General features: G+C 52.9%; 7 protein-coding genes. All 7 read left to right on the forward strand.

The window, feature by feature from the left end; genetic code table 11:
* The first annotated feature begins 2 nt into the window (after nt 1-2).
* On the forward strand, nt 3-5,063 hold the full coding sequence (locus AB4N80_RS24970; protein WP_460079362.1) for a methyltransferase domain-containing protein: 5,061 nt from the start codon (nt 3-5) through the stop codon (nt 5,061-5,063).
* Entirely contained in the window at nt 5,056-6,756 is a 1,701-nt protein-coding gene (locus tag AB4N80_RS24975) for a DUF6270 domain-containing protein (protein ID WP_460079365.1), read from the forward strand. The genes AB4N80_RS24970 and AB4N80_RS24975 overlap by 8 nt, the downstream gene beginning before the upstream one ends.
* Before the next feature lie 35 nt (nt 6,757-6,791).
* Complete coding sequence (locus AB4N80_RS24980; protein ID WP_460079369.1) at nt 6,792-7,208, forward strand: hypothetical protein; 417 nt, start codon at nt 6,792-6,794, stop codon at nt 7,206-7,208.
* An 80-nt stretch (nt 7,209-7,288) separates the two neighbouring features.
* The gene (locus AB4N80_RS24985; protein WP_460079376.1) at nt 7,289-9,037 is read left to right on the forward strand and encodes a hypothetical protein; all 1,749 of its coding nucleotides are present in this window, start codon (nt 7,289-7,291) and stop codon (nt 9,035-9,037) included.
* Nucleotides 9,034-10,272 carry a glycosyltransferase family 4 protein gene (locus tag AB4N80_RS24990; protein WP_460079380.1) on the forward strand — a complete coding sequence of 413 codons (1,239 nt, stop codon included), beginning with the start codon at nt 9,034-9,036 and terminating at the stop codon, nt 10,270-10,272. Before AB4N80_RS24985 ends, AB4N80_RS24990 begins: the two co-directional genes overlap by 4 nt.
* Complete coding sequence (locus tag AB4N80_RS24995) at nt 10,269-11,576, forward strand: glycosyltransferase family 4 protein (RefSeq protein ID WP_460079382.1); 1,308 nt, start codon at nt 10,269-10,271, stop codon at nt 11,574-11,576. The genes AB4N80_RS24990 and AB4N80_RS24995 overlap by 4 nt, the downstream gene beginning before the upstream one ends.
* Nucleotides 11,577-11,702: 126 nt before the next feature.
* A complete protein-coding gene (locus tag AB4N80_RS25000) occupies nt 11,703-13,268 on the forward strand; it encodes a methyl-accepting chemotaxis protein (RefSeq protein WP_122567927.1) in 1,566 nt (521 codons plus the stop codon).
* Nucleotides 13,269-13,276 lie beyond the last annotated feature (8 nt).

Raw genomic sequence — 13,276 nt, forward strand, 5'->3', positions numbered from 1 at the left:
AGATGAATAGCGTTCAACTCCCCCCGCAGCCGGAAGGCCCTACCGCACTGGCAGATATTCACGACCGTGTCATGGAGGCTTACTACGGGAAGTTGGGCGAGCATTTCATGCGCGAAACCCAGGCGCGCATTCATTGGATCTGTGCGCAGGTCGTGGGTAAGAAAGTGCTCGATGTCGGCTGCTCCCAAGGCATCGTACCGCTATTGCTGGCCCGCGAAGGCTGCGAGGTAATCGGCGTCGACACCAGCCCTCAAGCCATTGAAGAAGCCAAGTCATACCTGGCTGCCGAACCGAGTCATGTGCAGGCCAAAATTTGCTATGTGAATGCTGACTTTTTGTCACTGGACACTACCGAAACAGCGCCTGACACCATCGTCATCAGCGAAGTGCTGGAGCATCTGGTTCGCCCGGAGATGTTTGTGGAGAAAGCCGCAGCTCTGCTCAAGCCGGAGGGGCGACTCATTATCACCGTGCCATTTGGTGTGAATGACTTCATCGACCACAAGCACACCTTCTATCTGCTTGAGCCTTTCCGGTTGTTGAATGAACACTTGCACATCACCGATATCAAAGTGCTGGGCAAGTGGCTGGGGATGGTCGCGATCAAGAAAAACGATGCGACGGCACCTCGCGAAGCGCAGTTGGATATGGCCCAGATCCGAAACCTGGAAAAAGCCTTCGAAGCCATCGAGCGCAACTTGCAGGACAGCCTGACCAGCACGAGCAAGAACCTAGCCGAAGCCAACAGGAAATACCGGGCGGCTACCGAGCAAATCGCCGAGCTCAAGCTACAGGCGCAAAAAGTCGAGGAACTGACAAAACAGAACCGGGCGCAGGAAGCCATTCTTTCCGAGCAAGCCGATATCAAGCGACATCTGGAGGAAGCGAATAAAAAATACCGTGCGGCCACTGAGCAAGTGCAACTCCTCAAGATTCAATTGTCGGAGTTGGAAGGCACGACGAAAACACTCTCTCAGGAAGTTCAGGCACTGACTGCCCAGAACGCTCAATTACGCGAGCAAGTGACCGAAGAGCAATCGGGCCGCCATCAGGCCGAGACCGCGCGAATCAGCGTAATTCACGATGCCGAACAGCAACATCATGCACACGAAGCAATTCAGACACGCTTGGAACAGGACATCGACACGTTGCTGATGCAAGTTGATGACCTTACCCAGCGTCATGAGCGCGAAACACAGGAACTCAACGCCCAGTTCGAAACCGAACGGGCGGCCAGGCAGCAACTGGAACTAACGCTCAACGAACTCGAGCACCAGGCCCAGGAAGCTCTGTTGCAACGCGAGGAACTCGCCGTGGCTCTGGAGCAACAGGCTGCCTCCATGGAAGAGCTGCATCGGCATCCGGCAGCCCTGGAAGAACTGCTCAAACAAAACACCGAGCTACAACAACGGGTGCAACTGGAAGTATCCGGCCGCGAAGCCGCCAACCAGAAATATCGTGAACTCACGGGCACACAAATCCCGCGCTTGAAAGCTGATGTGAAAAAGCTGCTTGAGCAAACGGCCGCTCAGCAGCAAAAAATCGAAGAGCTCAGCGACAACCTGCAACGCGCCAACGCCAAGCGTCATCTGGCAGAACAGCGCTTGATCAAAACCCGCTCAAGTATCACCTATCAATTGGGTTATCAACTGAAGGTCAGCACCAGTTCGCTGGGTGGGTTCGTACGGCTGCCAGGCACATTGTTCAAGTTGTACCGCCAGGCCGGTAAAACCGTAAGAAACACGACCCCGAAAGCTATCGACTTTGACGGTCAGGTACCAACACTGCCCGCGCCACAACTCACCCCCCTGCCCGTCGCCCTTGAAGATACCGAGCATGTGCGCAACGTTCTCCTTAACCACAACCCGGGCAACGCAACGTCGTTAAAAGTGGCCTGCATCATGGACGAGTTCACCTACGGCTCGTATCGCCATGAGTGCAACCTGCTGCAGTTGACGCCGGAAGACTGGCAGTCGCAACTGGAGCAGTTCCAGCCAGAGCTGGTATTTATCGAATCCGCCTGGCGCGGCAAGGACGATTTGTGGGGGAGCAAGGTCGGCCACAAGAGCCAAGAGCTGCAAGACATCCTGGCATGGTGCAAAGAGCACAAAGTACCTTCCGTCTTCTGGAATAAAGAAGACCCGGTCCACTTCGAGACTTTTCTTTCCACTGCCAAACAGTTCGATTTCGTGTTTACCACTGACATCGACTGCATTCATCGCTACAAAGGCGCGCTGGGCCACGAGCGGGTATACCTGCTGCCTTTCGCCTGCCAACCCGCAATGCATAACCCGGTTGAACTGTACGAACGTAAAGATGCGTTCTGCTTCGCCGGTGCCTACTACGCTCGCTACCCGGAGCGCACCCGCGATTTGGGTAACTTCGTCAGCGAACTGCCTCGCTTTCGGCCACTGGAAATCTTTGATCGCAATTTCGGCAAGAACGACGCGAACTATCAGTTTCCTGCGCAGTATCAACCGTACATCGTCGGTACGCTGAGCTTCGAGCAAATCGACCTGGCCTACAAAGGTTATCGTTATGCGATCAACCTCAACTCGATCAAACAGTCGCAGTCGATGTTCGCCCGCAGGGTGTTCGAATTGCTCGGCTCAAATACCATCACGGTCAGTAACTTCTCGCGCGGCATGCGCCTGCTTTTTGGCGACCTGGTGATTACCACCGACAGCGGCGGGGAAATGCTGAGGCGCTTGAATACCTTGGCAGCTAACGAACGAGACAGCGACAAGCTACGCCTGGCCGCCTTGCGCAAAGTAATGCAGGAACATACCTACGCGCACCGTCTCGGCTACGTAATGAGTAAAGTAACTGGCAAGCCCCAAGACCAGAGCCTGCCACACATCTGCATAATCGCGGATGCCGCCAGCCGCCAAGAACTCGAAGCACTCAGCGAGCACCTGCAACGTCAACGCTACCTGAATTTGAACATGCACGTGGTTGTCGACGACGCCGTTGGCGACGTCGTTATAACAGAGCCTCGGCTGAAGCTAATCTCCCGCAAACAACTTAAAGAAATCAGCTTGGGAGAAATTGCCGGAGATGCGCCATGGTTAACTGCCATGGTGAGTGACGATTATTATGGCCCGAACTATCTGCTCGATATGATCCTGGCGACGCGTTACAACCAAGCCCAGGTGATCGGTAAAGGAGCCCATTACGTCTGGAACGAACGGGCCATCGAATTACAAAACCCGACCCAGGCCTATCGCAGCCTGAACAGTGTCCCTGCACGCGCAGCACTGATTAAGACGACGTTGATCGCAGAACAGCCAGCCGGAGAATGGCTCAAGACGCTCTCCACGCGGAACTATGAATACGAACAATCGTTGGCGATCGATGCGTTCAACTATTGCAGAAACGCCGTGGGCATCAATCAACGGGAGGTGGCCGACGCTGTCGACGACCTTGATCTGTACACCGGCATCAGTATCGAGGAGTTGCAGCGGCGCGCCGAAACCATACCACCGCTGGAGGCCAGCCACACTTGTGCAGAAATCTGCGGCCGTGACCTGGCCAAGATGTTCGGACCGATTCGCAGCAAGCACGTGGAAGAGTCTATAGATATCGACACTTGGCAATTCACCTCTACGCTCGTCGACGGCAAGCATGAATATCACTATGCCAAGCAAGAGCTGCCTGTTGCGGAATTGGCAACAAATGAGCGACTTGAACTATTCCTTGATGCTACCCCAGGCCTGAACATCCAACTGGTGGTTCTGTTCCTCGACGCCCAGAAACAACGCATCAGTCACATCATGCAGCATGCCAATCGCAATCAGTCCAGCGATATACCGCCTGAGGCCGCCTTCGTTCGCCTGGGTATCCGTGTCTATGCCAATGGCAATGCAGGTATCAAGGCGCTCGTTCTGGGGCATCGGGATTTGCAACCATCGGAGATCCTTTCCGAATCCAGGCACCTGCTGATTACCAATCACTACCCTTCCTATGACGATCTGTATCGCAACGGTTTCGTCCACACTCGCGTCACGGCCTATAGGGAACAGGGCCTCAATGTGGATGTGTTCCGCCTGCGCAAAAACGAATCGGCCAGTTACCACGAATTTGAAAACATTGATGTCATGACCGGCTCCCAGGCAACCCTGGCGAAAATGCTGAGCTCAGGGTCCTATGAGACCATCCTGGTGCACTTTCTCGATCCAGACATGTGGGAAATCCTGCGTCAGCATCTTGAGACCACAAAAATCATCGTCTGGGTGCATGGCGCAGAGATTCAACCGTGGTGGCGCCGCGAATACAATTTTGTTACGCAAGAGCAACTGGCCCTAGGCAAACTCGACAGCGAAAAACGCATGAGTTTCTGGCGCAATTTGTTGCAGCATCCCCCGGCCAACCTGAAGCTCGTATTCGTTTCTCGCTACTTCGCTGAGGAAGTAATGGAAGACCTTGGGTTCCGTTTGCCTGAAAGCCAGTACGAGATTATTCACAACCCGATCAACACCGAACTGTTCTCATATATTGAAAAGCCAGTAGAACAGCGTAAGAAAATTCTGTCGATTCGGCCGTATGCTTCACGTACTTATGCAAATGACCTGAGCGTCAAAGCGATTCAATTGCTCGCAGAAAAGCCATGGTTCGACGAACTGGAATTCCGCATGGTCGGTGATGGACCGCTGTTCGAGGAAACACTGGCACCGTTGCGACAGTATGCGAATGTGCAAATCCAAAAAGGCTACCTGAAGCAAAATGAGATAGCCGACCTGCACAAGGAATACGGAGTGTTCCTATGTCCAAGCCGCATGGATACTCACGGTGTATCCCGCGATGAGGCGATGTCTTCCGGCTTGATTGCGATTACGAATAGCGTCGCGGCTATCCCGGAATTCGTCGATGAGGACTGTGCGTTCCTGGCCGAAAGCGAGTCGTTTGAAGGACTGAGCGAAGGCATCGAAGCGCTGTTCTTCAATGAACAGCTTTTTGCCGAGAAGTCTTTCAACTCCAGACAGCGCGTCGTGAAACAAAGCGACAAAACAGTTATCTCGCAATCCGAGCTCAACCTCATCAGAACAATGAGTGGCCATGAATAAGCACCTGCAACACTACATCTTTACTAATTTCGGCATCGGCATCAAAGATGAACTGTGGCTGACCTACCGACTCGAGATTTTTTTAAACACTGTATTTCCTACGCTTTCCAATCAAAGCAATAAGAATTTCGAGTGGATTATTTTTGCAGATATCAACCTTCCCATCGTCCACTTGCGACGCCTGCAAGATGCTATTTTGAAGAGCCAGCTCACCGCCAGAATCATTCATGTGGAAGACTACTCGTTGGTGAGCAAAGAAATCTCAGCGATTTTAGCCACCCTATCCACTGACGTACTAGTCACTTCCCGAATCGACGATGACGACTGCATCCATAAGGATGTTATCAGCCTTATTCAAGAGAAGGCCTTGAATGCTGAAAGCAGAGAGCAGGTTCTGCTTATCTCATTGAATAATGGGCTCGAATTTCTACCTTCTGATAATTGCTACCGCCCCGTCAGGTACGACACACTTGCATTGGCCCTGACGTTGGTAGACCGTTCTGCGGGCACTAAAGACAAAAGTATTACCCAATACGCACACCACCTCATCGTTAAAACCTTGGAAAAGCAGGGAATACCATCGAAACACATATCGATAAATAAGCCCTACCCGCTTTTCCTCTATACCAAGCACCCGTTGAGTGACTCGTATTTTTTTGGCGCGCGGGCCAGAATCCTGGGAGACACCGAAAGAAAAACCGGCTTTGACCCAGCGTTATTTCAAGATTACGGCCTAACACAAGAACGCCTGGATTACTTGGGCGCCATGCTGCGTCAATCGCCAATAGGAATGCCGCATAAATATCTGGAAAAACTGGGCAACTTGCGCAATCAGATAAAGCATGAACGTTCAAACTCATCTGAACAGTCGGCTCAACATCTAAGATTCTTAACAGCTCGAAAAGAGCGCCTAGAGCGCCGAGCTGTTCGTCCGAACCCGATAAATGGTGGTACAGCAAAAATCCGCGTGGCAATCTTGGGCTCCTGTGTAACTCGTGATCTTTTTGAGTTTCAAAAAAATGCATTAGACAATTTTGAAGTTTGCTTTTACATGGCCCGCTCCTCAGTTATTTCTTACATGGGAATGCCGAATACCGATTCTAGAATAAAAATTACGGGCGACGGCTTTGAGGACAAACGGGCCCGTTATGACCTTTTCAAAAATCATTGGTCTGATTTGGAACAGTCGCAGCCAGACATCATATTAGTTGACTTCATCGACGAACGTATCGGCCTGATACAACACAACGGCTCTATCTTTTCCGCCAGCGGGCCGACGATCAAGGCATTCGAGCGTGCCAACATCGAGTTTGAGATCAAACGCCCTTGGAGCACCGAGATCACTACGCTTCGAGAGTGGGCAGTCCCAGCTTTTTTGGAAAAAGCCTCATCAATCTGCCAAAATATTTTTGTCCACAAAGCAGTTTGGGCCAGCACTTATCGTGACGAAAACAATAACGTCGCTTCCTTTGAAAACTCGGAGTTTGCGAGACTCATTGAGCTCAACAACGAGGTCCTGAACAAAATGATAACTCCCTTGGAAGATTCTCCAACTGCAGTGGAGCAAATTGGGGGCATAGAGTCTGGATTGATGGCAGGCGGCGATCACAAATGGGCGTTTTGCCCTTATCACTATACGAGCACCTACTACAAAACTGTAGCAAAACAATTGCTTGCAAGAATAATGTACTGATGACAACTCAATTTAATATACAACCGAGCCAACACATGAAGACAATACTAGCGGTAATTACCATAGCACTGACCCTGGCCGCATGCGGAAACTCCGAAAACGCTACGAAAGGCAGCGACGCGTCCATAAAAAACAGTAGCCTGACGCTCCCCGACGGAACGAAAGTTACCTTGAATGGCACCGTAGCCAAGGTAATCACCAAACCAAACAATAAAGGCTCTCTCAATCTGCACGAGATAAAATTCAATTCCAGCTCCAAGCATGCAGAAAGCTCCGTACACAGCGCACTTGCAAAGCTTGGTTATACGCGCAAAGTCATACAGGATTCCAATCAAGGTTTTAAAGTCCACTATTACAAAAAAGACCAACCTGTCATTGGCGGTATCTATCGGGAACAACCCGCCTCAGAGAGCCAGGCTTCGCAGTTATCCATGTATTGGCAATCGATCTGACTACGACGCGGCCATGCCCCGGGTCATGGCCGCTTATGGAGCAGGAGCGTTGAAATGCTGACTACGATATTTGAAAGCAAATGATAACTCTGCAAAAACATATCAGAGCGACACTTGGCTGGTATTATTCGCTTGGCCGTAAATTTCTGGATGTAACTCCGAACTCTACGCTCACGGTTCAAATCGCAAATTTTTTCGCCCAGATCTTATTGATCCTAACCTTTTTCCTACCCATAAAAGTTTTGATATTGCTGGGGTCCGACAGCGTCCCCCATTACTTCCCACTGTATTTGAAAAACATAAAAAAAACCCACCTCATCATTGCCCTCAGCTTTTTAGCGCTCGCCTGCTATGTATTTTATCTAGCGCTGGAACTCATCGCCGCCATATACTCGAAAAAGGGCGCCAAGAAATTACTTGAAAATAATGGAAAATTGATTCTGTTTGAGAATCAACATTTACTCGCCACCCAAGCCTATGCAAAATTTACCCGTGGACTTTCCGCCGGCACATTCACTCTGATTTCCTTTCTGGCGCTGCTGTATATCTATAAATTACTTTTCGTTGCCGCGACTGCATATGCGCTCCTTACCTCCTTGCTGATCATTGCAACATACAACAAAAGCCCTCTATTCAGGAAGCTCCTCGACACCCATCATGCAGTTGCATTGAACATGCTCTGTTCGGTTGGTTTTCTCATCATTTTTTTCTGCATGATTCTGGATTTCCTCTACCTGACACCTCCAAAGATTTTTCCTGCGCTTATTTCTCTATTGTTGATACGACAAGGACTATCCAGACTTAACGTATTCATGCAGGACATCATTGCACTACGTTCCCAGCACCGCCAGATCAACGCACTCTTTTTTCACAACCAGCAATTAATATCACAGACCGGAACCCACTCCGAATATATAAAATCTCTATTAAATGAAGAACAACGCAACCAATGGATTCCGGATGCACTTCGCAATGTAACAGCGGTAGATCTTCCAATGCTCTCGTCCAGATGGCACCAGTTAGGTCGCAACGACATCTACTCGTTTGAAGCTGAATTTTTCTCCGACAAGAAAAACGCAAAGAAAAAGTTCCTCTTCAAACTTTTCGGAAATCACAGCACCTCACTTGCGGAACAGGAGCGCACGTTGCTCCAGCAGGTCCCTCAACTGCCGACGCTCACGTTTCTGGGCAATGTCAGGGTTGGAGATCTGGCATGTCATGTATTTGAGTTAGATGGATATCGTAAACTCGCCCACCGAGAAATTGGTCACGGTGTGATATCAATAAATAAAAGCCTGCTCGCCGTCACCCCCCCCGAAGGATTGACAAAGCGTTTTTCCAAATCACACCAATACCTTGAACAACGGCTCTCCTACGAAATACTGGAAAATTTACGTATTGTCGCTACCGAGGAGCAACTGCCCGGCTTGGCGGTGTTTATCGATCAGTATCAGACCCTGATACAAACACTTTCTTCGCTCCCCAGACAAATCATTTCGCAAGACACCACTTCAGACACCCTGTTGATCAATGAGACAGGAAGCGTCGTCGTGAGTCATTGGGCCAGTTGGAAGATGGAGCCCATCGGGTCTAATTGGCCTACAGGAGAACGAAAAAAATTATGCGAAGCCGTAGAAGCTGCAAAAGCTCAACGGCCTGACCTCAGTAACACCTCATCCGCAGCCGTCGTTTTGGGTGCCCTTGCCTACGCATTCGAACGTCTTTGCCACCGGGCCAACTATAGCGAAGCCATTAACTTGTTACCCGACATGCTTGAGCAATTAAGACTCGTCAGAATTTCCAGTATCGAACAGAGACAAATACCGTGACCCGCATAGCCATGATCGTCTGGAATGAATTCCGCAACGATGCCCGTGTATTGAAAGAAGCCCAGACGCTGCAATCCGCCGGCTATGCCGTCACTGTGTTTGCTCTGCACACGCCTGGGGTCACGCTAGAGAAAGAAACGTTGCAGGGTGGCATCGATGTCGTGCGCGTCGCCCGCAGCCCACTCTGGAAGTTGCGCAAGCCCAAGGCTGGCACGCCCGCCGCCACGGCAGCCAGCGGCGCTATAGGTCGCTTGAGTCCCACCCGGCAGGTACTGCGGATTGTCGCGCGGTTGTGGACACATGCGGGTCTGCTTGCACGGATCGTCAGGCATAAGGCGGCAGTCGTTCATGCCCACGACGTCAATACTTTGCCGACGGCATGGCTGGCGGCCAAGCTAAGCGGCGCGCGCGTGGTATACGACGCCCACGAAATCAGCACCAGCCGCGAGGGTTACAATAGTTTTCGCGTACTGGTAGCGCGGGTCGAAAGCGTACTGATGCCTCGGGTCCAAGGCAGCATAACCACCACGGATGCCAGGGCTAAGTTTTTTGCCAGGGCATACGGCGTCCCGCGTCCGGTGGTACTGCAGAACCGCCCACGTTTAACCGTGAGCCCGGATAGCCAGCGGATTCGCCATGAGCTGCAGCTGCAGCACCCCTGGCCCATCATTGTTTACCAAGGTGGTTTGCAACAAGGCCGTGGTCTTGAGCGGTTGGTGCGTATCGCGGCCTCGGTGGACAACGCCTATTTCGTTTTCATCGGTGGTGGCAGGCTGACTGCGCCGCTGACCGCCCTGAGCCATGAGCTCGGGCTGACTGAACGTGTGTTTTTCATTCCTACGGTATCGCTGGCCGACCTACCCAGTTACACCGCATCCGCCGATATTGGCGTGCAACCCATTGAGAACACCTGCCTTAATCATTTCACTACCGACTCCAACAAGTTGTTTGAGTATTTGATTGCCGGCCTGCCTGTCGTCGCGACAGATCTGCCGGAAATTCGCCGTGTCGTGAGGGCACATGACATCGGTCTGCTCGTAAGAGAAAGCGATGACGAACAACTGGGCGAAGCGCTTAATTGCCTGGTCAAGGATTCGCAGTTGCGCATGAAATTCGCCGCCAACGCCCGCGCGGCAGCTTTGCAACTTAACTGGGAACAGCAAGAAACACGATTGGTCAACCTTTATAGCTGCGTACTCAAAGGCCGGTCTTATTACGATGGCGCTCGCCCATGACGAAGCGTGTTTTACTGTTGAGCTTTTATTACCCGCCCGATCTGGCGGCGGGGTCGTTCAGAGTCGAGGCCTTGGTAAAGGCATTACTCTCGCAAAACGACTGCAAGTTGCACATCGATCTGGTCACCACGCAACCCAATCGGTATCAGTCGTACTGCGTACCGACCGAAGGTGAATCCGAGTCGTCACGGCTATCGATCAAACGTATTGCCTTGCCTCCTCACAAGAATGGCATTGTTAACCAAGCCAAGGCCTTCCTTGTCTATGCATTGGGCGCTCGCAAGGCCGCCGTCGGGAAAGACTATGATGTGGTGGTGGCATCTTCCTCGCGTTTGATGACTGCCGCCTTGGGCGCATTGATTTCTTTCAAGAGCAGAACGCCTCTTTATCTGGATATACGGGACATCTTCGTCGACACCTTGCCCGAATTGTTCCCCGGGGCAGCCGGCAGAACCATGGCGTATTTTTTCTCTTGGATAGAGCGCCTTACCATTCACCAGGCGACTCAGGTCAACCTGATTTCGCAGGGGTTCTTGGATTATTTCAACGAGCGATACCCGGCCAGGACTTTTACCACCCACACAAACGGTGTCGACGAACTTTTCCTGCAACCGCTGGTTAACGTGACGCCGTTAAGCTCGGAAGAGACCGAACTTAAGATCGTGTATGCGGGAAATATCGGCGCTGGCCAAGGTTTGGAATGTATCGTTCCAGCGATGGCAGAACAGCTTCAGGGGATCGCCCATTTCGAAATCATTGGTGATGGCAGTACTGCCAGTAAGCTTCGTCATGCCTTGGAAAGAAAAAACATTTCCAACGTCAAGCTCATTGCTCCGACCAAACGGTCGGATCTGCTTGAGTATTACCAGAAAGCAGACATCCTGTTTTTGCATCTGAATACATTCAAATCGTTTCGACGAGTTTTGCCTTCCAAGCTTTTCGAGTATGCGGCCACCGGCAAACCTATCCTGGCGGGTCTGGCGGGCTACGCGAAACAGTTCACCAAATCCAGAATTTCCAATGCCATGGTTTTTGAACCCGGCGATATCGAAGGCGCGATCACCGCACTGAATCGTTTGGACTTGGCGCCTGTAAGGAGGACTGCCTTCGTCGAGGATTTCTCCCGGGCTTCGATTCAACAGCGCATGGCGTCAGATGTGCTGCGTACGCCTGAACTGAGCGACGAACGGGCAACGTGGCTTCTGCGCCTGACGCGCTGGGCCTATCTCCAGATCGATTGGATAGGAGCGACCAGCCGATATCCCGTAGCTGCCGAGGTTTTGTCGGCGTCCTTACTAGGTTGAGATAGGTTTTGCCGTTGTACCGGCATGCTGCTCGACAAGCGACTAGGATCCTTGTTGGAAGAGAAGTTCTTCAACAATTACCCAAGCCTGCCGACAACCTTTCAAAGCCTTGCGGATCTACACACCATGCGTAACAACCAACCCGTCACACAGCGCGAAAGGACCTTCCCGGCCCAGCAACGATTGATTTCCACCACCGACGCCAAGGGTGTCATCACCTACTGCAACGATGCATTCGTTGAGGTCAGCGGGTATTCGAAGGAAGAATTGATCCGTGCGCCGCACAACCTCGTGCGCCACCCTGATGTCCCATCCGCCGTGTTCGCGCACATGTGGGGCACGCTGAAACAAGGCTTGCCATGGATGGGCATCGTCAAGAATCGCTGCAAGAGCGGTGACCATTACTGGGTCAACGCCTATGTCACACCCGTGTTCGAGGGCAATCAGGTGGTCGGCTACGAATCGGTGCGGGTCAAGCCCTCCGCCGAGCAGATCGCCCGTGCCGAAGCCCTGTATCAACGCATCAACCAGGGCAAGTCCGCGGTTCCGGGCAGTGACAAATGGGTGCCGATCCTGCAGGACTGGCTACCGTTCATCCTGGTCAGCCAACTGGGCTTCGTCGTCGGCGCGTTTCTGAATTCATCCTGGGGCTTTGCCCTGGCCGCCCTGTTGTCCGTGCCCTTGGGGCTGATGGGCCTGCAATGGCAGCAACGCGGGATCAAGCGTCTGCTGCGCCTGGCCGAGCAAACCACCTCCGACCCGCTGATCGCCCGGATGTACACCGACAGCCGTGGCGTCCAGGCACGCCTGGAGATGTCGATCCTCAGCCAGCAAGCGCGCCTGAAAACCTGCCTGACGCGCCTGCAGGACACCGCCGAGCACCTGAACGACCAGGCTCGCCAGTCCAACACCTTGGCCCATGACAGCTCCAGCGGCTTGGAGCGGCAACGGGTGGAAACCGAACAGGTCGCCACGGCCGTCAACCAGATGGCGGCAACCACCCAGGAAGTCGCCAGCCACGTGCAGCGCACTGCCGATGCCACCCAGGAAGCCAATCGCCTGACCAGTCGCGGCCGCGACATCGCCGGGGAAACCCGCGAAGCCATCGAGCGACTGTCGGTGGTGGTCGGTGAGACCGGTCAAACCGTGACCCAGCTGGCCCAGGACAGCGACGAGATCGGTGGTGTAGTCGACGTGATCAAAGGTATCGCCGACCAGACCAACCTGTTGGCCCTCAACGCCGCCATCGAAGCGGCCCGTGCCGGTGAAATGGGTCGTGGCTTTGCCGTGGTGGCCGACGAAGTGCGGCAACTGGCACAACGCACCAGCGAATCCACTGGGCAGATCCACGCCCTGATCGCCAAGCTCCAGCAAACCGCTACCAATGCCGTGCAAACCATGGAAGCCGGCCACCGCCAGGCCGAAGAAGGCGTGGCGCGGGTCATGGAAGCGGATCAGGCACTGGTGGGCATCAGCGAAGCGGTGGCCCACATCACCGACATGACCACCCAGATCGCCGCCGCCACCGAGGAACAAAGCTCAGTGGCCGAGGAGATTAGCCGCAACATCAGCAACATCTCGGACCTGGCCGACCAGACCTCGGGGCAAGCTCACAGCTCGGCGTTGCTGAGCGAAGAACTGACCCGAACGGCCAATACGCAGTATTCGTTGGTGGAGCGGTTCAACCGCTGACTTCAGTC

It is taken from the genome of Pseudomonas sp. H3_A02, from assembly GCF_054671965.1.

Excerpts from the sequence above, each read along its gene's own strand:
- AB4N80_RS24970 (WP_460079362.1), top strand. The coding sequence starts at position 3 with ATGAATAGCGTTCAACTCCCCCCGCAGCCGGAAGGCCCTACCGCACTG.
- AB4N80_RS24975 (WP_460079365.1), top strand. The coding sequence starts at position 5,056 with ATGAATAAGCACCTGCAACACTACATCTTTACTAATTTCGGCATCGGC.
- AB4N80_RS24980 (WP_460079369.1), top strand. The coding sequence starts at position 6,792 with ATGAAGACAATACTAGCGGTAATTACCATAGCACTGACCCTGGCCGCA.
- AB4N80_RS24985 (WP_460079376.1), top strand. The coding sequence starts at position 7,289 with ATGATAACTCTGCAAAAACATATCAGAGCGACACTTGGCTGGTATTAT.
- AB4N80_RS24995 (WP_460079382.1), top strand. The coding sequence starts at position 10,269 with ATGACGAAGCGTGTTTTACTGTTGAGCTTTTATTACCCGCCCGATCTG.
- AB4N80_RS25000 (WP_122567927.1), top strand. The coding sequence starts at position 11,703 with ATGCGTAACAACCAACCCGTCACACAGCGCGAAAGGACCTTCCCGGCC.